Annotated in this window: 24 protein-coding genes; 11 read left to right on the top strand and 13 right to left on the bottom strand. The window is 71.3% G+C overall.

The window, feature by feature from the left end; genetic code table 11:
* Positions 1–11: 11 nt before the first annotated feature.
* From DFJ67_RS16605 to DFJ67_RS16585, 5 genes are read right to left on the bottom strand one after another with little or no spacing between them, the layout of a single operon-like run.
* Positions 12–1,469 (bottom strand): benzaldehyde dehydrogenase, encoded by a 1,458-nt coding sequence (locus DFJ67_RS16605; protein ID WP_116068782.1) that lies wholly within the window; start codon positions 1,467–1,469, stop codon positions 12–14.
* Positions 1,466–2,254 carry an ABC transporter ATP-binding protein gene (locus DFJ67_RS16600; protein WP_116068781.1) on the bottom strand — a complete coding sequence of 263 codons (789 nt, stop codon included), beginning with the start codon at positions 2,252–2,254 and terminating at the stop codon, positions 1,466–1,468. Before DFJ67_RS16600 ends, DFJ67_RS16605 begins: the two co-directional genes overlap by 4 nt.
* Positions 2,254–3,027, bottom strand: a complete 774-nt coding sequence (locus tag DFJ67_RS16595) for an ABC transporter permease (protein ID WP_116068779.1) — start codon at positions 3,025–3,027, stop codon at positions 2,254–2,256. The genes DFJ67_RS16600 and DFJ67_RS16595 overlap by 1 nt, the downstream gene beginning before the upstream one ends.
* Positions 3,024–3,839 (bottom strand): ABC transporter permease, encoded by an 816-nt coding sequence (locus DFJ67_RS16590; RefSeq protein WP_116068778.1) that lies wholly within the window; start codon positions 3,837–3,839, stop codon positions 3,024–3,026. The genes DFJ67_RS16595 and DFJ67_RS16590 overlap by 4 nt, the downstream gene beginning before the upstream one ends.
* Positions 3,839–4,804 carry an ABC transporter substrate-binding protein gene (locus DFJ67_RS16585; RefSeq protein ID WP_116068777.1) on the bottom strand — a complete coding sequence of 322 codons (966 nt, stop codon included), beginning with the start codon at positions 4,802–4,804 and terminating at the stop codon, positions 3,839–3,841. Before DFJ67_RS16585 ends, DFJ67_RS16590 begins: the two co-directional genes overlap by 1 nt.
* A 188-nt stretch (positions 4,805–4,992) precedes the next feature.
* On the opposite strand from DFJ67_RS16585, the gene DFJ67_RS16580 reads away from it, so the two are divergent.
* The 7 genes from DFJ67_RS16580 to DFJ67_RS16550 are packed head-to-tail and all read left to right on the top strand — an operon-like array spanning position 4,993 to position 10,167.
* On the top strand, positions 4,993–5,796 hold the full coding sequence (locus DFJ67_RS16580; protein ID WP_116068775.1) for a CoA transferase subunit A: 804 nt from the start codon (positions 4,993–4,995) through the stop codon (positions 5,794–5,796).
* Positions 5,793–6,566, top strand: coding sequence for a CoA-transferase subunit beta (locus DFJ67_RS16575; RefSeq protein WP_116068773.1), 774 nt, complete (start codon positions 5,793–5,795; stop codon positions 6,564–6,566). The genes DFJ67_RS16580 and DFJ67_RS16575 overlap by 4 nt, the downstream gene beginning before the upstream one ends.
* Positions 6,559–7,275 carry a protocatechuate 3,4-dioxygenase subunit beta gene (pcaH, locus tag DFJ67_RS16570; protein ID WP_116068771.1) on the top strand — a complete coding sequence of 239 codons (717 nt, stop codon included), beginning with the start codon at positions 6,559–6,561 and terminating at the stop codon, positions 7,273–7,275. The genes DFJ67_RS16575 and pcaH overlap by 8 nt, the downstream gene beginning before the upstream one ends.
* Positions 7,272–7,826 carry a protocatechuate 3,4-dioxygenase subunit alpha gene (gene pcaG / locus DFJ67_RS16565; protein ID WP_116068770.1) on the top strand — a complete coding sequence of 185 codons (555 nt, stop codon included), beginning with the start codon at positions 7,272–7,274 and terminating at the stop codon, positions 7,824–7,826. The genes pcaH and pcaG overlap by 4 nt, the downstream gene beginning before the upstream one ends.
* Complete coding sequence (locus DFJ67_RS16560; RefSeq protein WP_116068768.1) at positions 7,801–9,000, top strand: lyase family protein; 1,200 nt, start codon at positions 7,801–7,803, stop codon at positions 8,998–9,000. Before pcaG ends, DFJ67_RS16560 begins: the two co-directional genes overlap by 26 nt.
* Positions 8,993–9,376, top strand: coding sequence for a carboxymuconolactone decarboxylase family protein (locus tag DFJ67_RS16555; protein ID WP_116068767.1), 384 nt, complete (start codon positions 8,993–8,995; stop codon positions 9,374–9,376). Before DFJ67_RS16560 ends, DFJ67_RS16555 begins: the two co-directional genes overlap by 8 nt.
* Positions 9,373–10,167: an IclR family transcriptional regulator domain-containing protein gene (locus tag DFJ67_RS16550; RefSeq protein ID WP_116068765.1), complete on the top strand. Its 795-nt coding sequence runs from the start codon at positions 9,373–9,375 to the stop codon at positions 10,165–10,167. Before DFJ67_RS16555 ends, DFJ67_RS16550 begins: the two co-directional genes overlap by 4 nt.
* A 21-nt stretch (positions 10,168–10,188) precedes the next feature.
* Here DFJ67_RS16550 and DFJ67_RS42740 read toward each other — a convergent pair whose 3' ends face one another.
* The 5 genes from DFJ67_RS42740 to DFJ67_RS16535 all read right to left on the bottom strand — a co-directional run bounded on the left by DFJ67_RS42740 (position 10,189) and on the right by DFJ67_RS16535 (position 12,570).
* Positions 10,189–10,350 (bottom strand): hypothetical protein, encoded by a 162-nt coding sequence (locus DFJ67_RS42740; protein ID WP_170215884.1) that lies wholly within the window; start codon positions 10,348–10,350, stop codon positions 10,189–10,191.
* 194 nt (positions 10,351–10,544) lie between these two features.
* Entirely contained in the window at positions 10,545–10,694 is a 150-nt protein-coding gene (locus DFJ67_RS42735; protein WP_170215883.1) for a hypothetical protein, read from the bottom strand.
* 316 nt (positions 10,695–11,010) lie between these two features.
* Entirely contained in the window at positions 11,011–11,763 is a 753-nt protein-coding gene (locus DFJ67_RS16545) for an SDR family NAD(P)-dependent oxidoreductase (RefSeq protein ID WP_116068764.1), read from the bottom strand.
* Positions 11,747–12,244 carry an SRPBCC domain-containing protein gene (locus DFJ67_RS16540; protein ID WP_116068762.1) on the bottom strand — a complete coding sequence of 166 codons (498 nt, stop codon included), beginning with the start codon at positions 12,242–12,244 and terminating at the stop codon, positions 11,747–11,749. Before DFJ67_RS16540 ends, DFJ67_RS16545 begins: the two co-directional genes overlap by 17 nt.
* Positions 12,241–12,570, bottom strand: coding sequence for an ArsR/SmtB family transcription factor (locus DFJ67_RS16535; protein WP_116068761.1), 330 nt, complete (start codon positions 12,568–12,570; stop codon positions 12,241–12,243). Before DFJ67_RS16535 ends, DFJ67_RS16540 begins: the two co-directional genes overlap by 4 nt.
* A 152-nt stretch (positions 12,571–12,722) precedes the next feature.
* Between DFJ67_RS16535 and DFJ67_RS16530 the strand changes: the two genes are divergently transcribed.
* Positions 12,723–13,148, top strand: coding sequence for a YciI family protein (locus DFJ67_RS16530; RefSeq protein ID WP_116068759.1), 426 nt, complete (start codon positions 12,723–12,725; stop codon positions 13,146–13,148).
* Here the strand turns inward: DFJ67_RS16530 and DFJ67_RS16525 are convergent.
* On the bottom strand, positions 13,135–14,394 hold the full coding sequence (locus DFJ67_RS16525) for an RNA polymerase sigma factor (protein ID WP_239097432.1): 1,260 nt from the start codon (positions 14,392–14,394) through the stop codon (positions 13,135–13,137). The two genes, DFJ67_RS16530 and DFJ67_RS16525, sit on opposite strands and share 14 nt — an antisense overlap.
* A gap of 71 nt (positions 14,395–14,465) precedes the next feature.
* Between DFJ67_RS16525 and DFJ67_RS42305 the strand changes: the two genes are divergently transcribed.
* From DFJ67_RS42305 to DFJ67_RS16510, 3 genes are all read left to right on the top strand, one after another.
* A complete protein-coding gene (locus DFJ67_RS42305; protein ID WP_147315520.1) occupies positions 14,466–14,912 on the top strand; it encodes a hypothetical protein in 447 nt (148 codons plus the stop codon).
* A 1,219-nt stretch (positions 14,913–16,131) separates the two neighbouring features.
* Positions 16,132–16,788 (top strand): GntR family transcriptional regulator, encoded by a 657-nt coding sequence (locus tag DFJ67_RS16515; protein ID WP_170215881.1) that lies wholly within the window; start codon positions 16,132–16,134, stop codon positions 16,786–16,788.
* Positions 16,789–16,803: 15 nt separating this feature from the next.
* On the top strand, positions 16,804–17,550 hold the full coding sequence (locus DFJ67_RS16510) for a GntR family transcriptional regulator (RefSeq protein ID WP_170215879.1): 747 nt from the start codon (positions 16,804–16,806) through the stop codon (positions 17,548–17,550).
* A gap of 2 nt (positions 17,551–17,552) precedes the next feature.
* Here DFJ67_RS16510 and DFJ67_RS16505 read toward each other — a convergent pair whose 3' ends face one another.
* A complete protein-coding gene (locus DFJ67_RS16505; RefSeq protein WP_116068754.1) occupies positions 17,553–18,410 on the bottom strand; it encodes a potassium-transporting ATPase subunit C in 858 nt (285 codons plus the stop codon).
* Complete coding sequence (gene kdpB / locus DFJ67_RS16500) at positions 18,410–20,548, bottom strand: potassium-transporting ATPase subunit KdpB (RefSeq protein WP_116068752.1); 2,139 nt, start codon at positions 20,546–20,548, stop codon at positions 18,410–18,412. Before kdpB ends, DFJ67_RS16505 begins: the two co-directional genes overlap by 1 nt.
* Positions 20,549–20,554 lie beyond the last annotated feature (6 nt).

Raw genomic sequence — 20,554 nt, 5'->3', positions numbered from 1 at the left:
GTGCACCTTTCCTAGAACGGGTAAGCCGGAATCTCGCCACGCAGCGTGATCCAGCGCTGCTCGGTGAACGCGTCGAGGTTGCCGGCGCCGCCGAACCGCGCGCCGGTGCCCGAGTCGAGCACACCGCCGAACGGTGCCACCGCCTCGTCGTTGACGGTCTGGTCGTTGATGTGCACGATCCCGCTCGGGATCCGCTCGGCGAGAGCCAGCCCGCGCATCGCGTCGCCGGTCAGGATGCTCAGCGACAGCGCATAGGAGGAGTCGGCGGCCAACGCGGCGGCCTCGTCGAGACTGCTGAACCGCACGACCGGCGCGACCGGACCGAATACCTCCTCGGCGTACGCCGGCATGTCTGTGCGCACCTCGTCGAGCACCGTCGGCCGGTAGAAGAGCCCCTCGTGCTTGCCGCCCGCCACGAGCCGGGCACCGGCGTCGACGGTCGCGGTGACCAGGGCGTGCACCTTGTCACGCTGGCCCTCGTCGACCAGCGGGCCGAGGGCCACCTGCCCGGTGAACGGGTCACCGACCGGCAGGTGGTCGGCATGCTCGGCGAGCGCCGCGACGTAGTCGTCGGCGATCCGCTCGTGCACCAGGTGGCGCCCCGCGGTCATGCAGATCTGGCCCTGGTGCAGGAACGAGCCCCACGCCCCGGCGGAGACCGCCCGATCGAGGTCGGCGTCGTCGAGCACCACGATCGCCGAGTTGCCGCCCAACTCGAGGTGCACCCGCTTGAGGTGGCGGGCCGCGAGCTCGCCGACCCGGCGCCCCGTCGCGCTGGAGCCGGTGAACGAGATGACCCGGATCGCCGGGTCGGCGACCAGCGCGGAGCCGGCCTCGGCGCCGCCGGGCAGCACGTGCAGCAACCCGGCCGGCAGCCCGGCGTCGGCGAACACCCGGGCGATCGCGAAGCCACCGCTGACAGGGGTACGCAGGTCGGGCTTGAGCACGACCGCGTTGCCCAGGGCCAGCGCCGGCGCGACCGAGCGGATCGACAGGATCAGCGGCACGTTGAACGGCGAGATCACCCCGACCACGCCGACCGGGACCCGCTTGAGCAGGCTCAGCCGCGGTTGGTTGCTCTGGAGGATCTCGCCGACCGGGCGGTGTGCCAACGCGGCTGCCTCGTAGCACTCCTGGGTCGCGACGCCGACCGCGAAGTCGCCGAGTCCCGGCACCGCGCCGGTCTCCCGGACCACCCAGTCACGCAACTCGCCCGCGTTGGCCTCGATCAGCGCGCCGGCCCGGCGCAGCACCGCCGCCCGCTCCTCGAACGTCTTGGCCGCCCACTCCCGCTGTGCCGCCACGGCGGTCGCGGCCGCGTCGGCGACGTCACCGGCGTCGGCCACGCCGGTGCGCCCGAGCGACGTGCCGGTCGCCTTCTCCAGGATGTCGGCCGTGCCGCCTGACGGGGTGCGCCACTCGCCGCTGAAGATCTTGCCGTCCCACTCCTGCGGGTCGAAGAATGTCATGCCGGTGCTCCTTCTGAAGCTGGTGCCGTCACTTTCCTGATCCGCGCGTAGACCTGGCTGCGCAGTTCGGTGAAGCGCGGGTCGGACCGGGTGGTGAGCTGGTCGCGGTCGGCGGGCAGGTCGATGGCCAGGTCTTCGGCAACGGTGGTCGGCGAAGCCGACAACACGATCACCCGCTGGCCGAGGTAGACCGCCTCGTCGATGTCGTGTGTGACGAACAGCAGCGTCACGCCCAGCCGCTGCCACACCGAGCGGACCAGGTCTTCCAGGTCGGCCCGGGTCTGCGCGTCGACGGCCGCGAACGGCTCGTCCATCAGCAGCACCTTCGGCTGGAAGGCGATGGCCCGGGCGATCGCCACCCGCTGCTGCATGCCACCGGAGAGCTGCCACGGGTAGGCACCGTCGGCATCGGACAGTGCGACGGCCGCGAGCGCGTCGGTCGCCAGCTTCCGGCGCTCGGCGCGCGCGATGCCCTGGGCCTTGAGCGGCAACTCGACGTTGTCGCGCACCCGCAGCCACGGGAAGAGACTGCGGCCGTATTCCTGGAAGACCACCGCGAGGCCCGGCGGCGGTGCGGTGACCGGCGCGTCCTGCACCCGCACCTCGCCGGCGGTGGCCGGCAGCAGGCCGGCGAGCACCCGCAACAGGGTGGTCTTGCCGCAGCCGGAGGGGCCGACCACGCAGGCGAACTGTCCTTCAGGAACGGAGAACGTCAGGTCACCGACCGCCGTCACGCGGCGGCCGTGCCCGTCGTACACCTTGTGCAGGTTCTTGACCTCCAGCATCAAAACTCCCGTTGTCCCGCGCGCTGGCCGTGGTACCAGCCGAGCAGCGACCGCTCGGCGAGTCTGAACAGCAGGGAGAGCACGATGCCGATCAGGCCGAGCAGGAGCACGCCGCTCCACATCTCGGGGATCTGGAAACCCCGCTGGAATTGCAGAACCGTGAAGCCGAGGCCCTCGTTGGCGGCCATCATCTCGCTGATCACCATCAGGATGATGGCCAGCGGAAGGGCCTGCCGGGCACCGGTCACGATCTGTGGGCTGGCCGCCCGGAGCACCAGGTGGCGCAGGCGGAGCAGCCCGGTGATCCGGTAGGTGCGGCAGGTGTCGCTGAGCACCTCGTCGCGGGCCCGCACGCCCTCGATGGTGTTGAGCAGCACCGGCCAGACGCAGCCGAACACGATCACCAGAATCTTGGTGCGGTCGCCGATGCCGGCGAGGAGGATCGCGGCCGGGACCAGGACCGGCGGCGGGAACGCGCGCAGGAACTCGAGCACCGGTTCGAGCAGGTCGCGGACGACCCGGTTCAGGCCGATCAGCGCGCCCAGCGCGACGCCCAGCAGCACCGCGAGGAAATAGCCGGCGAGCAGTCGCCAGAGCGACGGGAACACCTGCTCCTGGAACATCTCCCAGGTCCAGGTGCGGCCGAACGTGTCGACGATGGTCGACAGCGACGGCCAGTAGAAGTCGGTGCTGCCGGCCGAGCCGAACCACCACGCCGCGATGAGCACGACCGGCAGACCGACCGCGAGCACGACGCGCCAGAGAATCCTCATGCCGCACCCTTCTCGGCCCGGTTGGCCGGGTGCCAGGAGAGCAGCCGGCGCTCGCCCCACCGGACCACGAGGTTGATCAGCACGCCGAGCAGGCCGGTGACCACGATGAGGGCGTAGACGAGGCGTACCTCATTGCTCTGTTGTGCGGTGTCGATCTCCTTGCCCAGGCCGGGCGAACCGATCACCAACTCGCCGGTGATGGTCAGGATCAGCGCGACGGCGGCGGCCAGTCGCAGGCCGGTCATCACGTAGGGCAGCGCGCTCGGCCAGACCACGTGACGCACCCTGGCCCAGGGGCTCAGCCGGAACGAGCGGGCGGTGTCGAGGGCGACCGGGTCGACGTCGGCGACGCCGTGCACGACCTGGATCAGCATCTGCCAGAAAGCCGCGTAGACCACCAGGATAAGGGTCGAGCGGACCGTCGGACCATAAAGGACGATCACCAGCGGGATCAGCGCGACCGACGGGATCGGCCGAAGGAACTCGATGGTCGTGGTCGTCGCGGCACGCAGGATGGGCAACGAGCCGAGCAGCACGCCGATGACGGCGCCGGCGACCACCGCGATCGCGAGGCCGCCGGCCCAGGTGCCGAGCGTGTGCAGCAGCGCCGTCCAGAACGAGCCGTCGTCGAGCTGCCCGACCAGGGTCACCAGGATCTGGCTGGTCGGCGGCGCGAAGTCGATCGGCACCACGCCGATCCGCGGCGCCACCTCGAGCACCAGCCCGAAGCCGATGAGGCCCAGCGCGCCCAGGGTGACCGACCGGTATCGCCGGCCGGTCACCCGCGGGCGGCGCGCCGCGACGGAGACCATCAGGGAAGCAGCCCCGCCACGTCGGGCTTCTGCTTCAGCAGCCCATCGGTGACCGCGGCGGTGGCCAGTGCGTCGATCGACTCGCGGTTGATGTCGGCCGGCCACTTGGGCAGCGTCATCTTGGCCCGGGTCGCCGGATCGATCTTCGTGTAGGTGCCGATGATGTCGCGCACCTCGTCGCTGTGCGAGTCGGCGTAGGCCAGCGACTCCTGCATCGCCTCGGTGAAGCGCTTGACCAGGTCGGGGTTCTCCCCGGCCAGCTTCGTCGAGGTGAAGTAGAGCGCCACGGTCAGGTTGGGCGCCGCGTCCACATAGCTCGATGCGATTTTCCGCATGCCGGCGGCGATCGCGGCCTGCTGGAACGGCTCGACGACGAAGATGGCGTCGACCCGGCCCGCCTGGAGCGCGCCGACCTGCTCGGGGAACGGCAGTTCGGTGAACTTGACCTGGCTGGGGTCGCCACCGTCTTTCTTCACCGACGCGCGCACGCTGGTGTCGACGATGTTCTTCAGCGTGTTGGCCGCGACCGTCTTGCCGACCAGGTCCTTCGGCGACTTGATCGGGCTGTCGGGCTTGACGAACAGCCCGGCGAAGTCGTCGGCGGCGCCGGTCGAGTTGTTGCCGTTGCAGACCACCTTGAGCGGCGCGTTGTTCGACTTGGCCAGCAGCAGCGAGACGGCGTTGCTGAACCCGAACTGGTATTGACCGGAGAGAACGGCCGGCACGATCGCCGCGCCACCCTGTGCGGTGGTCAGGGTCAGGTCGATGTTGCGCTTGCTGAAGAAGCCCTTCTCCTTGCCGAGGTAGATGGGCGCGACATCGAGGATCGCGATGACGCCGGCGTTGACCGCGTCGGGCTTGCCGGAAGCCGCGGGCGCCGCGGAACCGTCGTCGGATGAGTCACCGCACGCGGCTGTGGCGAGCAGGGCCACCGCGGTGAATAGTGCAATCAAGGGGCGTCGCATCGGAACTCCATCCACGTCAGGGGTGAGCGGAGAAGGCGGGGTGTTCGCATAGCGCACAGATGTACATCGGGAAACCTAGAAGAGCGCCGCACCAGAAGTCAATGTTTGTCGTTGTTGACGGGCGAACGGCGCGGTTCATAGTCTGGCTGCTGAACGGTTGTTCGCACAGCGCACAGACTTGGAGCCGCATGGCCGAACTCGTCAGCCTCGCCGAGGGTGTGGCGGAGCTGGTCCACGACGGCGACGCGGTCGCGTTGGAGGGCTTCACCCATCTCATCCCGGTGGCCGCCGGCCAGGAGATCATCCGCCAGGGCCGGCGCGACCTGACGCTGATCCGGATGACCCCCGACATCGTCTACGACCAGCTCATCGGTGCCGGTTGCGCGGCCCGCCTGGTGTTCTCCTGGGGCGGCAACCCCGGCGTCGGCTCGCTGCACCGGTTCCGCGACGCCGTCGAGCGGGGCTGGCCCCGGCCGATCGAGATCGAGGAGCACAGCCACGCCGGCATGGCCAACCGCTACGTCGCCGGCGCGTCCGGGCTGCCGTTCGCGGTGCTCCGCGGCTACGTCGGCACCGACATCGCCCGGCACACCTCGACGGTCAGCACCGTCACCTGTCCGTTCACCGGCGAGGTGCTCACCGCGGTCGCCGCGCTCAACCCCGACGTCGCCGTGATCCACGCCCAGCGGGCCGACCGCCGTGGCAACGTGCAGATGTGGGGCATCACCGGCGTGCAGAAGGAGGCGGTCCTGGCCGCGTCGCGATCGCTGGTCACGGTCGAGGAGATCGTCGACGAACTCGACCCGCGCCCCGACGCCGTGGTGCTGCCCGGCTGGGTGGTCACGGCGGTGGCCGAGGTGCCGCGCGGCGCCCACCCGTCCTACGCGCAGGGCTACTACGACCGCGACAACGACTACTACCAGTCCTGGGACCCGATCAGCCGCGACCGGTCGACGTTCTCCCGCTGGCTCGACGAGGTGACCGCCGGATGACCGGATGGACCGCCGACGAGATCATGACCGTCACCGCGTCGCGCACGCTGGCCGGCCGCACGTCGTGCTTCGTCGGCATCGGCCTGCCCAGCACCGCCGCCAACCTCGCGCGCCGCACCTGCTCCCCCGACCTGGCGCTGATCTACGAGTCGGGCGCGATCGGCGCCAAGCCGAGCACGCTGCCGCTCTCGATCGGCGACGGCGAGCTCGCGGAGACCGCCGACGCGGTGGTCACCGTCCCGGAGATCTTCAACTACTGGCTCCAGCCGGGCCGGGTCGACGTCGGCTTCCTGGGCGCCGCGCAGATCGACCGCCGGGGCAACATCAACACCACGGTCATCGGGGAGTACGCGCACCCGTCGGTGCGGCTGCCCGGCGCCGGCGGCGCCCCGGAGATCGCGGCGTCCTGCAAGGAGACCATCGTGGTCGTCCGGCACAGCCCACGCACGCTGGTCGAGCGCCTCGAGTTCATCACCTCGCTCGGCTTCGGCGACGGCCCCGGCCACCGCGCGGCGCTGGGCCTGCGCGGCCGCGGCCCGGTCCGGCTGATCACCGACCTGGGCGTGCTCGAGCCCGACCCCGACACCTGCGAGCTGACCCTCACCCACATCCACCCCGGCGTGGCGGTCGACCAGGTGCGGGCGGCCACCGGCTGGCCGCTGGCCGTGCGCGCCGAGTTGCCGGTCACCGAACCCCCGACGGCCGCGGAACTCACGGCCCTGCGAGCACTGACGACGAGGTCGTCGACGAGAGGAGGCGGCAATGGCTGAGTGGATCACGCCTGCGCCCTACCGGAGCGATGTCGAAGGCGAGCAACCGCCGCTGGCGGTGCCGACCTACGGCTCGACCGCGTTGCGCAGCCCGCGCCAGCCGCTGGTGGTGCTGCCGCAGGGGCTGACCGAGCTGACCGGCCCGCTGCTGGGCGAGGGCCGGGTCGGCGCACTCGACCACGACCTGACCCGGCAGCACGAGGGCGAGCCGCAGGGCGAGCGGATCGAGGTGTTCGGCCGGGTGCTCGACGGCGACGGCCGCCCGGTGCGCGACACGCTGGTCGAGATGTGGCAGACCAACGCCGCCGGTCGCTACCGCCATGCCGGTGACCGGCACCCGGCGCCGCTCGACCCCAACTTCACCGGCGCCGGCCGGGCGATGACCGACGGCGAGGGCCGCTACCGGTTCGTCACCATCAAGCCCGGCGCCTACCCGTGGCGCAACCACCACAACGCCTGGCGGCCGGCGCACATCCACTTCTCGCTCTTCGGCCAGGCGTTCACCCAGCGCCTGGTCACCCAGATGTATTTCCCGAACGACCCGCTCTTCGACCAGGACCCGATCTTCAACTCGATCCGCGACCCGGCCGCCCGGCAGCGCCTGGTGTCCGCCTTCGACCTCGACGCCACCACGCCGGAATGGTCCCTGGCCTACCGCTTCGACATCGTCTTGCGCGGCCGCGAGGCGACCCCGATGGAGGACGCATGATCTTGCCTACGCCTTCGCAGACGGTGGGGCCATTCTTCTCCCTGGGTCTGCCGTGGAGCGACGGTCCCTACGCGGTGCCCGAAGACGCGCCGGGCGCGTTCTGGCTGCGTGGTGTGGTGGTCGACGGCGCCGGCGAGCCGGTGCCGGACGCGCTGATCGAGACCTGGCAGGCCGACCCGGCCGGGCGTTTCGACCATCCCGACGACCCGCGCGGCGCGGTCGCGACGCCCGGGTTCCGCGGCTTCGCCCGCTGCCCGACCGACGCGGAGGGCCGCTGGGCGATCCGCACCGTGCGGCCGGGCCCGGTGCCGGGCCCCGACGGCACCCTCCAGGCGCCGCACATCGACGTCTCGGTGCTCGCCCGCGGCCTGCTCGACCGCCTGGTCACCCGGATCTACTTCCCCGACGAGCCGGCCAACGCCGGCGACCCGGTGCTGTCCGGGATCGACCCGATCCGGCGCCCGACGCTGGTCGCGAAGGAGTCCGACGACGGCCTGGTCTTCGACATCACCCTCCAGGGCGATCATGAGACCGTATTCTTCGCCTTCTGAGCCCGGCCGGGCCGCCGGCGAAGGGCTCTTCGACGGGATCCTGGCCCGTGGCGCGGTGCCCGCGGCCGTCGCCGACGACGCCTGGGTGCGCGCGATGCTCGACGTCGAGTCGGCGCTCGCGGCCGCCAACGCCGCGGCGGGCGTGATCCCGGCCGCGGCGGGCGAGGCGATCGTCTCGGCGTGCGTCGAGCTGGCACCCGACCCCGCCGACCTGGGTCGCGCCGCCGCCGCGCACGCCACCCCGGTCGTACCGCTGGTCGCCGCGATCCGGGCGGCGCTGCCAGCGCCGGTCGCCGAGTTCGTGCACACCGGGGCGACCAGCCAGGACGTGCTCGACACCGCGGCCATGCTGATCAGCAGCCGGGCGCTGACCGCGCTGCTGTCCGACCTGGACGCCGCCGCTGACGCCGCCGCCGGGCTGGCCACGGCACACCGCGACACCCCGATGATCGGGCGGACACTGCTGCAACAGGCCGTGCCGACCACGTTCGGGCTGACCGCCGCCGGCTGGCTGGCCGGGCTCGACGCGGCCGCCGGGGGCCTACGCGGGTATCAACCCGCCGCCCAACTCGGCGGCGCCGCCGGCACGCTCTCCGGCCTCGGCGCCGCCGGGCCGGCCGTGTTCGCCGACTTCGCCCGCCGGCTCGGCCTCGGCGCGCCCGAGCTGCCCTGGCACACCGAACGCAGCCGGATCGGCCGCCTCGCCGGCGCGCTCGGCGTCGCGGCGGGCGCGCTCGGCAAGCCCGCCCGCGACATCACGCTGCTCGCCCAGAACGAGGTCGGCGAGGTCGAGGAGGCCGCACCCGGCGGGTCGAGCGCCATGGCACACAAGCACAACCCGGTCGCCGCGGTCAGCACGCTGGCGGCGACCGCGCAGGCACCCGGCCTGGTCGCCACCCTGCTGGGCAGCGCCGTGCAGGAACACCAGCGCGCCGCCGGCGCCTGGCAGGCCGAGTGGCGCCCGCTGCGCGAACTGCTGGTCACGGTGGGCTCGGCCGCGGCCTGGCTGCGGGCCGGCCTCACCGGCCTGGTCGTGCACGCCGACGTGATGCGCGCCAACCTCGACCGGGCCGGTTGGCACACCGAACGCGGCGCCACCGACCCTTTTGGCAGCGCCGGCCATTTCGTCGATCTCGCGTTGGCCCGCTACGCATCCCGGAGGACCGATGGCTGACGAGAGTTCCGGCGAGGCCGTCCGCCGCGAGGTGCTCGGCGACGCCCACGTCGACCGGGCGGCCGCCGCCGCGACCGCGTTCAGCGCGCCCTGGCAGGAACACGTGACCGCGCACGCGTGGGGCGCGGTGTGGACCCGGCCGGGCCTCGACCGCCGCACCCGTTGCCTGGTCACCATCGCGCTTTTGGCCAGCCAGCACGCGAGCGGCGAGTTGGCGATGCACGTACGCGCGGCGATCGGTCAGGGTGTGACCCCGACCGAGATCCGCGAGGTCCTGTTGCATACTGCGGTCTACGCCGGTGCGCCGGCGGCCAACACGGCGTTCGCGACCGCCCAGCGAGTGCTCGACGAGCTAGGCATCGAGGAGGCGTCGTGACGACGGTGCGCTCGGCGGACTTCGTGCAGTCGCTCGAACGCGGCCTCGCGGTGATCCGCGCCTTCGACCGCTCCCATCCGGAGCTCACGCTGAGTGAAGTAGCCGCGTCCACCGGTGTCACCCGGGCCGCCGCCCGCCGCTTCCTGCTGACCTTGATGGACCTGGGCTACGTGCGCACCGACGGCCGTTTCTTCTCACTCAGCCCGCGGGTGCTGGAGCTGGGCTACGCCTACCTGTCCAGCCTGTCACTGCCCGAGGTCGCCGAGGTGCACCTGGAAGCGCTGGTGGCCGAGGTCAACGAGTCGTCGTCGGTATCGGTCCTAGACGGCCCCGACGTGGTCTACGTGGCTCGGGTGCCGACCTCCCGAATCATGACAGTGACGATCAATGTGGGCACCCGCTTCCCCGCGTACGCCACCTCAATGGGTCGGGTCCTGCTCGCAGGCCTGCCCGACGAAGACCTGGCCGCCTACTTCGACGGCGTGACCATCGACCGGCTAACCGCCCGCACGATCGGCACGGTCAGCGCGCTGAAGACAGAATTGCAGCGGGTACGCGCGCAAGGCTGGTCGCTGGTCGACCAGGAGTTGGAGCAGGGCCTACGCGCGGTGGCCGCCCCAATCCGCGACCGCGCCGGCCGCACAGTGGCAGCGGTCAACATCTCCACGGCCGCGAGCCGCACCACCCTAGAGGCGATCCGCCGCGACCTGGTGCCACCATTGCTCGCCGCCGCCGCCCGCATCTCCGCCGACCTCCCGGCCGCCACCCGCGCAGAGCGAAGAATCAGCTAGGTTTCTGGCTATTGACCTGCATTATCCAATCGCTCCGACGGGGCAGATTTCCCACCGCTGATCGGCAATAATTGATGCATGCGGCAGCTCCAGTTCTTCACCACGAAAGAGCTGGCTGTCATGCGCGACCGCACCGCGTCCCGCAATTATTCGGCCGCGGGTGACGAGTTCCGTCGCGAGCATCAGCGCCACCGCGCCTGGGGTTTAGGACAACGGCACGCCGAGCGTCTGCGCCAGTTGCGTGGCACTGACCGCGACCCGCGCTCGCCGACTGTCAGCGGAAACCATCCAGGGCCCGCTATTCCGCCTGTCTCCGAGGCATCAACGCCACCCAACCAGCCACCGCAGGCGACCCCCAGCCCAAACGTCGTCGCACGTCAGCACCGCTCGCGCGACGCAAAGGCCGCCGACCAATCCGGGCCGCCGGCCAAGGCATCGCTGGCCACGAAGGCATCGACCACACTGGTGGGAGATTCACCGTCGGGGCTAGCGGAGAAAACGCCGACATCTCCGACGAAGACCACCATCGGCCATCTCCGGGCGCCAGCAAAGGGAGCGTCGCAACCGTCCACAAAAGCATTCACCGAACCGACCAGGTCGCACTCTTGCGCCCGTCGAGAAACGCACCATCACGGTCCGCAAAGACCAATCCACGTCCCAAACAAGAATTGCACCGGCGCAACGTTCCGGAGAACGCACTCCCGCGGCCCACCGGAACGACGATCAAGACCGGCCCTACAGCGACCGACCACATTCGCCGGCACCCGCCAATAACACCTACACGTCGGCACGCCAATACCAGCGCGCCCCCGTTTCAGGCGGGCGATTCATCGCGGACGCGGCCTAGTCGACGGTCGCGCCGACGGTCAGGTTGAGTTTGGTGGCGGTCAGCGTGCGGGCCCAGTCGGAGGCGGCGAAGACCGCGGCGTTGGCCACGTCGTCGAGGGTTGCCGCGCGGCCGAGCATGGTCTGGTCCTCCGTCATCTTGGCGATCGCGCGCTGGGTCTTCGGGTCCTCGTTGGTCAGCGACTCGGGCACGCCGCCCGTCTGCAAGGTGAGCACCCGGATGCCGTGTTGGCCAAGCTCGCGGGCCAGCGTGCGGCGCAGCGCCTCGACCGCGCCGAACGCGACCTGGAGTCCGCCGAGGTTGGCCTGCGGGTCGCCGTAGCCGCCGAAGGTCAGCACCACGCCGCTGCCCTGCCGGATCATTTGGGGCGCGGCCGCCTTCGTGGTCAGCCACAGCGCGCGCAGCCGGCTGGTCACGTCGGCCTCCAGGTCGGCGTAATCCATCTCGACCATCGGCTTGCCGAACGCGTAGGGGTGGGCGATCAGGTTGAACGAGACGTCCAGGCTGCCGAATCGCTCGGCCACGTCCCGCGCGTGTGCGTCGACGGCGGCCTCGTCGAACGCGTCGAACGCGGCGGTCTCGGCCCGGCCGCCGGCCGACGTGATCTCGTCGGCGACCGCGCGCAGCGCCGGCTCGGAACGGCCGACCAGGTGCACGGTCGCGCCCTCGCGCCCGAACGCCCGGGCCACCGCGGCACCGATCGCGCCCGCGCCTCCGTAGAGCACGGCGTTCCTACCCTGCAACAACATGGTCATCTCCTTCACGCGATGTCACGAGTGCGTCCAGCTTGTCCAGCGAGGCCCGCAGCCCGACCTCCATGCCGCCCCGCACGTAGAAGTCGCGGTCCTGCACGGACTGGAAAACGGTGTTCTGGCGGAGCACGGTGCGCTCGCCCCGCTCTGAAAAAGTGATCGTGTTGAGGTAGACCCGGCCCGGCTGCCGGTCGAACTCGTAGGTCTGCACGATTCCCTGCGTGCTCGGTGTGCCGTGGTAGAGCCCGAAGAACGAGAAGCGCTCACCCTTCGGGTCGGTCTGGGTGTAGCGCCACCGCCCGCCGTCGCGCGGCTCGAGCACGTCGACCGTCAGGTCCACCTCGTCCGGCCCGAGCCAGCGCGCCAGCAGGTCGGGCTCGGTGTGCGCGCGCAGCAGCCTGCTGGCCGGCGCGGCGAACTCGCGGGTCACCACGACCTGCGGCACGCCCGGCTCGGCGACGATCTCGATCCTGGTCATGTCTCGTCCTCCAAGGTGGCCAGCAGCTCGTCGAGCTGGTCGTAGGTCGTCTCCCAGTAACGCCGGTATTCGGCGAGCCAACTTGTGGCGGCGCGCAGCGGCGCGGCTTCGAGATGGCTGAGCCGCCGCGTCGACATGCGGCTCCGGGAGATCAGCCCGGCCTCTTCCAGCACCTTGAGGTGGCGGGAGATCGCCGGCTGCGACATCGCGAACGGCGCGCAGATCTCCCCGACGGTCGCGTCGCCCCGGGTCAGCCGCATCAGGATCGACCGGCGGGTCGGGTCGGCGAGCGCGCCGAAGACGGCGCTGAGCTGGTCGGTGACCATCCATAACCAATCTGTTCTATAGCAACTTGGTTAAGGATGCCTCGCCCCCGGAGAACTGTCAAGAAAAGTTGGTGACCCCGTGTCGAATCGCCAGCGCTCTGGACGACGCGTCAGTGAACGGAAGAATGACGTGACCGATTGGAGACACCGCGATGCGATTCATGCTGATGCTCAAGGGTGACCCGCCACCCGGTGCGATGCCGCCGCCCGACCTGGTGCAGGCGATGCACGAATACGACCAGGAACTCGAACGCGCGGGCGTGCTGCTCGCGGCCGAGGGACTCTACGACAGCTCGCAGGGCGCCCGGGTGATCTACGCCAAAGGCGACCGCACGGTCGTCGACGGCCCGTTCACCGAGGCCAAGGAGCTGATCGCCGGCTTCTACCTCATCGACGTCAAGTCGCCCGAAGAGGCGATCGAGTGGGCCCGCCGCTGCCCGGTCGACCGCGCGATCCCGGAGGGCGCCGACTACGAAGCCGTGGTCGAGGTGCGCCGGGTGGCCGAGCCGGCTGAGATCCCGACGATCAACGAGGAGCAGGCCGCCCAGGCCGAGCGCTTCCAGATCAGGCGGGCGTAGCCCGCTCCAGCAGCAGCGCACGCTCGCGCGCGTTGTTGGTCAGTGCCGCGGCCCGGGTGAACTCCACCCGGGCCTCGTCGGCGCGCCCCAGCCGGTCGAGCAGGTCGCCGCGCACCGCGGGCAGCAGGTGGTAGGCAGGCAACAGCCCGGCCGCGACGATCGCGTCTACCAGGTCGAGACCGACGGCCGGCCCTTCCGCCATGCCGACCGCGACGGCCCGGTTGAGCTCGACCACTGCTGATTGAGCAAGCGGGGCGAGCGCGTCGTAGAGCGCCGCGATCCGCCGCCAGTCGGTCTCCTCGGGGGTGTGGGCCTGTGCGTGGCACGCGGCGATCGCGGCCTGCAACGCGTAGGGGCCAGGCTGGGCGCCGATCTCGTCGACCCGGCCGAGGGCGGCCAGCCCGCGCCGGATCAGCAGCGGATCCCAGTGCGCGCGGTCCTGGTCGAAGAGGCGAACAGCCTCGCCCTCGGGACCGACCCGCGCACGCAGCCGAGACGCCTGGAGCTCCATCAGCGCCACCAGACCGTGCACTTCGGACTCACCCGGCATCAGGCCGGCCAGGATGCGACCAAGCCGCAGGGCATCGGTGCACAGCGCGGGTCGCACCCAATCGTCGCCGGCGGTGGCGGCGTACCCCTCATTAAAGATCAGATAAATCACTTCGAGTACGGACGACAGCCGCGCCGCCCGCTCGCCCGGCTCGGGCACCTCGAACGGAATCTTGGCGTCGGCCAGGGCCCGCTTGGCCCGCACGATCCGCTGCGCGACGGTCGGCTCGGCGACGAGGAACGCGCGCGCGATCTCGGCAGTGGTCAACCCGCCGAGCAGCCGCAGGGTGAGCGCCACCCGCGCTTCGGCGGCCAACACCGGATGGCAGGCGACAAACACCAGCCGCAACATGTCGTCTTCGATCTGCTCGGTCGCGGCGGCGTCGAAGTCGACCTCGATCGACTCAGGCAGCGCCCGGCCGATCTCATGCAGCTTGCGGGCGTAGCGCTCGTTGCGCCGGATCAGGTCAACCGCGCGGCGCTTGGCCACGGCCATCAACCAGGCACCCGGGTTGCGCGGCACGCCCTCGGCAGGCCACTGCTCCAGCGCGGCGACAAGCGCGTCCTGCGCGAGCTCTTCGGCCACGCCGACATCGCGCATCATCCCGGCCAGCCCGGCGATCAGGCGCGGCGACTCGATCCGCCACACCGCCTCAACCGTGCGCCTGACCTCGTTCTCCGTCTCCACCGGCGGCACGGCGACAAACCTACCGTTGCGGCGGCCGGCCTTGTTGCAAATCTGTGGCAACAACCGCGAGGATGCGGGACGTGACGATCGTCGAGGTGGTGCTCCTATCCGCCACCGACGGCTCACTGCGGTTCCGCACCGTGTCCGCCCCGCTGCCGGCCGGCCCACATCCCGACGACCTGGCACTGCACCTGGCGGGCCTGAGCCTGTGCACCCCGGGCGCGACGCTCCACTCGACCAGTTGGCGCTACGCCGCGGGGTCGGTGGTCCTCACCTATGCCGCACTCCCCGACCCGGCGCCGCACAACACCAGCCCGCTGTCACCCGACCGAATGGTGATCGGGCGCGCCGCCCTCGCACCGTCCCCGCCACGGGTCGACGCCGACGCGGTCGCCGCACACGCCGCGCGCCACCTGGCGCTGCTGGCCAGCACCGACCCGATCGTGGCCAACGCGGCGGCCGCACAGCCGGACCTGTGGGACCTGCTGGCCAAGCTCCCGGCCGGCCCGGCCGGCGCTTTGCGCTAGCCCGGGACTCGCTGGCCAAGCTCCCGGCCAACCGACCGACGCCTCACGCCAGCCCAGCACCCGCCCGCCAAGCCCCCGACCAACCAACCGACGCCGCACGCCAGCCCAGCACCCACCAGCCAAGCCCCCGACCAACCAACCGACGCCGCACGCCAGCCCAGCACCCACCAGCCAAGCCCCCGGCCAACCAACCGACGCCGCACGCCAGCCCAGCACCCACCAGCCAAACTCCCGGCCAACCAACCGACGCCTCACGCCAGCCCGGCACCCACCAGCCAAGCCCCCGACCAACCAACCGACGCCGCACGCCAGCCCGGCACCCACCAGCCAAGCCCCCGACCAACCAACCGACGCCTCACGCCAGCCCGGCACCCACCAGCCAAGCCCCCGACCAACCAACCGACGCCTCACGCCAGCCCGGCACCCACCAGCCAAACTCCCGGCCAAGCTCCCGGCCAACCGGCCGAAGCCTTGCGCTTGCCCGGGACCTGCCGGCCGACCCGGCAAGCCCTGCCAGCCCGGCCGGCGCGCTGCGCGAGACCGGAACCTGCTGGCCCCAGCCCGATCAGCCCCGGCCGGCCCGGCCCGCGCCCCGCGCCCTGCGCCCGCGCCCCGCGGCCCGCGCGAGGCCGTGACCCGCGCCCCGCGGCCCGCGCGAGGCCGTGACCCGCTGGCCCCAGCCCGATCAGCCCCGGCCGGCCCGCCCTGCGCCCTGCGCCCCGCGCCCCGCGCCCCGCGCCCCGCGCCCCGCGCCCCGCGCCCCGCGCCCCGCGCCCCGCGCCCCGCGCCCCGCGCCCCGCGCCCCGCGCCCCGCGCCCCGCGCCCCGCGCCCCGCGCCCCGCGCCCCGCGCCCCGCGCCCCGCGCCCCGCGCCCCGCGCCCCGCGCCCCGCGCCCCGCGGCCCGCGGCCCGCGGCCCGCGCGAGATCGTGACCTGCTGGCCCCACCCCGACCAACCCTGCGGGCGCCCTGCGCTAGCCGCTTTGCTCTGCTCACACCTACGCGCCCCTCCCCGGCAGGAGCAGGTGCGTAGGTGTGAGCAGAGCAAGTGACGCAAGCCGATTGCCGACATTGTGCGGAGCCATACACCAACGATCGGAATATGGCTTATTTGGTATAGCCTGCTTCACACATTGACAGACGCCACCGCATCGGGTCGGTGCACAACGGATACTGCACAATGTATTGTGCCTGATGCCTCACCCCCAGAAGGAGCAGGTCGTGGAGGCGCAGCTCATGCCTGGTGAACGGCGCACCGCTCACCAGATGGTCCGCGACTCGCTGCGCCTGGCGATCCTCGACGGCACGCTGCGCGCGGGCTCGCGTCTCGTCCAGGCCGACGTCGCAACGCGGCTCAACGTCAGCACCACGCCCGTCCGCGAAGCGCTGCGGGACCTGGCCTCCGAGGGGTTGATCCGGCTCGACGCCCACCGCGGCGCGATTGTCCGGGAGACCAGCCTGCACGAGGTACGCGAGATCTACCTGCTCCGCCGGTTGATCGAGCCCGAAGCCGTGTCGATCGCCGTCCACGCGATGGAGCCCGAGGTGCTGGCCGCGCTCGAACAGCTCCAAGCCGAGATGGACAAAGGGCCCGACCTCGGCCGCTGGGTCGCCCTCAACCGCGAGTTCCACCGCTTGTTCAACGGCGCCGCCCGGCTCGATCGGCTCGCCGAGATCCTCAACAACCTCGACGACAACGCCGCGGTCTACGTCAACCTGGCACTGCGGGCCGCCCACACCGACCACCGCGACGCCACCAACCGCCACCACCAGCGGCTGCTCGAAGCGTGTCGCGACGGCGACGGTGAGGGCGCGGCCAAGCTGGTGGTCGAGCACCTACAGCAGACGCTCGCGACCATCGAAAGCGGCCTGCGCTGATACATAATGCACGGTGTGCTTGACGGGCTGGACCTCACGACGCTGGTGCCCGGGCCACAGCGACGGACCGCGCACGAACTGGTCCGCGACACCCTGCGCCGGGCGATCTTCAGTGGCTTGCTGGCCGGCGGCACCCACCTCGGCCAGGCCGAGATCGCCAGCCAGCTCGCGGTCAGCACCACGCCGGTCCGCGAAGCCCTGCGCGACCTGGCCGCCGACGGGCTGATCCGGATCGACCCGCACCGCGGTGCCGTCGTGCACGATCTCGACCACGACGACCTGCGGGAGATCTACGAGATCCGTGAGGCCCTCGAACCGCTCGCGATCCGCCGGGCCGCCCGGCACATCACGGCCGACGAGCTGGCGACGGGCGGCGACCTGCTGGACCAGATGGACCGGGAGACGGACCCGGCCGTTTGGGCGGAGCTGAACTGGGCGTTCCACGCTCTGCTCGGTCGGGCGTCCCGCTCACCGCGCCTCTTCTCCCTGGTCACCAGCGCGCAGGGCAGCACTGCCCGCTACGTCGGCGAGTCGTTGAAAGCCCACCCCGAACGGCTGGCCGAGGCCAACGCCGACCACCGGGCACTGCTCGCCGCGCTGGCCGGCCACGACGCCGACACCAGCGCCAAGCTGGTCACCGTCCACCTGCACCACACCCTGACCCTGCTCCTCGACGACCGAGACACCCGCCACGACCGAGACACCCGCCACGACCGAGACACCCGCCACGACCGCCACGACCGCCACGACCGCCACGACTGACATCAGCGCACCGGGAATTCCTGGTCGAGCGCCAGGTTGAGCCGCACCACGTTGACCCGCTTCGCACCCATGAAGCCGACCGACCGCCCGGTGGTGTTGTCGTCGATCAACCGCTGGATCGCCGCCGGAGTCGCGCCCCGCACCCGCGCCACCCGGGGAAGCTGGAGCTGCGCGTACGCCGGCGTGATGTGTGGGTCGAGCCCCGAGCCGCTCGCGGTCACCGCATCCGACGGCACCGCCGGCGAACTCGGCGCGTCGCCGCGGATCGGCACCACCACGCCCTTGCTGTAGTCGCCGCCCGGCACCGCGCTCTCCACCGGCACACCGCCGTAGGTCGCGATGAACGGCGGCTCCGGCGCCATCTGGTTGACGCTCACCGCCCGCGTCACCGGCCCGGTCAGCCCGTCCCGGCGGAACACCCGCAACACGGCACCGACGCCGGAGCGCGTGCAGAACGGGCGTGCACCGTCGACGCCGTTGAGTGCACCGATCTCCCGGCTCCGGGTGCAGACCTGGGTGAGCAGGCTCGGCGAATCCGCCGTGTCCTCGACGCTCTCCGGGCCCAGGTTGCTGGCCGAACTGGCCGTCGGGTCGTAACCGTCGCCGGCGGCCGACGGGCGGCTCTGGAAATAGCGGGGAATCCCCACGCCGGACGAATCGACGAAACTCTGGCCGATCAGTTTGCTGCCGACGTTCTGGCCGCCCGAGCTGATCAGCGAACCGGTCGCGCGGTGGTGCAGCCCGGGGATCAGACCGATCCCGACCAGCAACAAGGGGTACGCGATGCCGAGCACGACGGTGAACACCAGCACCGCCCGGAACGCCGCGAGGTGCTGGCCGAGCCAGTTGGGTAGGCGCATCAGGAAATCCCCGGAATCCATTGCACGATGGCGATGTCGAGCACCTTGATGCCGGCGAACGGCGCGATGATCCCGCCCAGCCCGTAGATCAACAGGTTGCGGCTCAGCAGTGACGACGCGCTGCTCGGGCGGTAGCGCACGCCGCGCAGCGCGAGCGGGATCAACACCACGATGATCAGCGCGTTGAAGATGATCGCCGACGTGATCGCCGACGCCGGCGAGCTCAGCCGCATGATGTTGAGGCCGTCCAGGCTCGGGAAGATCGGCGCGAAGATGGCCGGGATGATCGCGAAATACTTCGCGATGTCGTTGGCGATCGAGAACGTGGTCAGGGCGCCCCGCGTGATCAGCAACTGCTTGCCGATCTCCACGATCTCGATCAGCTTGGTCGGGTCCGAGTCGAGGTCGACCATGTTGCCGGCCTCTTTCGCGGCCGACGTGCCGGTGTTCATCGACACCCCGACGTCGGCCTGGGCCAGCGCCGGCGCGTCGTTGGTGCCATCGCCGGTCATCGCGACCAGCCGGCCACCCTCCTGCTCCCGCCGGATCAGCGCCAGCTTGTCTTCCGGCTTCGCCTCGGCGAGGAAGTCGTCGACCCCGGCCTCTTCGGCGATCGCCCGCGCGGTCAGCGGGTTGTCGCCAGTGATCATGATGGTCCGGATGCCCATCCGCCGCATCGCGTCGAACCGCTCGCGCATGCCGCTCTTGACGACATCCTTCAGGTGTACGACGCCCAGCGCCCGCGCCGGTTGCCCCTCGAGGTGCTCGGCGACCACCAGCGGGGTGCCGCCGGTCGCCGAGATGCCGTCGACGACCCCGCCGACGTCTTCGCTCGGGTGCCCGCCGTTCTCCCGCACCCAGCGCATCACCGCCGCCGCCGCGCCCTTGCGCACGCGCCGGCCCGCGCCACCCTCGGTCAGGTCCACACCGGACATCCGGGTCTCGGCGGTGAACGGCACGAACTCGGCCGACGGGATCACGCCCTCGTCGCGCTCGCGCAGCCCGAACTCGTTCTTCGCCAGCACCACGATCGACCGCCCCTCGGGGGTCTGGTCGGCCAGGCTGGAGAGTTGCGCGGCGTCGGCCAACTCCCCCGCCGGCACCCCGCCGACCGGCAGGAACTCGGTCGCCTGGCGGTTGCCGAGGGTGATCGTGCCGGTCTTGTCGAGCAGCAGCGTGTTGACGTCGCCGGCCGCCTCGACCGCCCGGCCCGACGTGGCCAGCACGTTGCGCTGCACCAGCCGGTCCATGCCGGCGATGCCGATCGCCGAGAGCAGTGCGCCGATCGTGGTCGGGATGAGCGCTACCAGCAGCGAGACCAGCGCGATGCCGGTCACGCCGTGCTCGTTGATGGTGAGCGTGTTCGGCGCCGCGCCCTGGAACGCCTTGGCGAAGATCGCCACGGGCTGGAGGGTCACCACGGCCAGCAGGAAGATGATGGTCAGCGCGGCCAGCAGGATGTTGAGCGCGATCTCGTTGGGTGTCTTCTGCCGCGAGGCGCCCTCGACCAGGCCGATCATCCGGTCGATGAAGCTCTCACCCGGCTTCTGGGTGATCTTGACGACGATCCGGTCGGAGAGCACCCGGGTGCCACCGGTAACCGCGCTGCGGTCGCCGCCGGACTCGCGGATGACCGGGGCCGACTCGCCGGTGATCGCCGACTCGTCGACGCTGGCGACGCCCTCGACCACGTCACCGTCGCCGGGGATGACCTGGCCGGCTTCCACCACTACGACGTCGTTCTGCCGCAACTGGACAGCGTCGACCGTCTCCTCGCGGGGCGTGGCCTGGCCCTCGCGCCAGTCGATCAGGCGCCGGGCCACCGTCTCCTGCCGGGCCCGCCGCAGCGTCGCCGCCTGCGCCTTGCCCCGGCCCTCCGCCACCGCCTCGGCCAGGTTCGCGAAGATCACCGTCAGCCACAGCCAGACGGTGATCAGCCAGGCGAACGTCGACGAGTCCTGGATGGCCAGCGCGGTGGTGAACAGCGCGCCGAGTTCGACGATCAGCATCACCGGGTTGCGCCAGAGGGTCGCCGGGTTGAGCTTGCGCACCGCGTCCGGCAACGACTTCCAGAGCTGTCGTGGGTCGAGCAGGCCGCCGCCGATCCGGCTGGGTTGTTCGATCGCCCCCGCGGTCATGGTCGC

Source organism: Asanoa ferruginea, assembly GCF_003387075.1.
GTDB classification, from domain to species: Bacteria; Actinomycetota; Actinomycetes; order Mycobacteriales; family Micromonosporaceae; genus Asanoa; species Asanoa ferruginea.
This window is presented reverse-complemented; position numbering and strand designations above follow the sequence as displayed.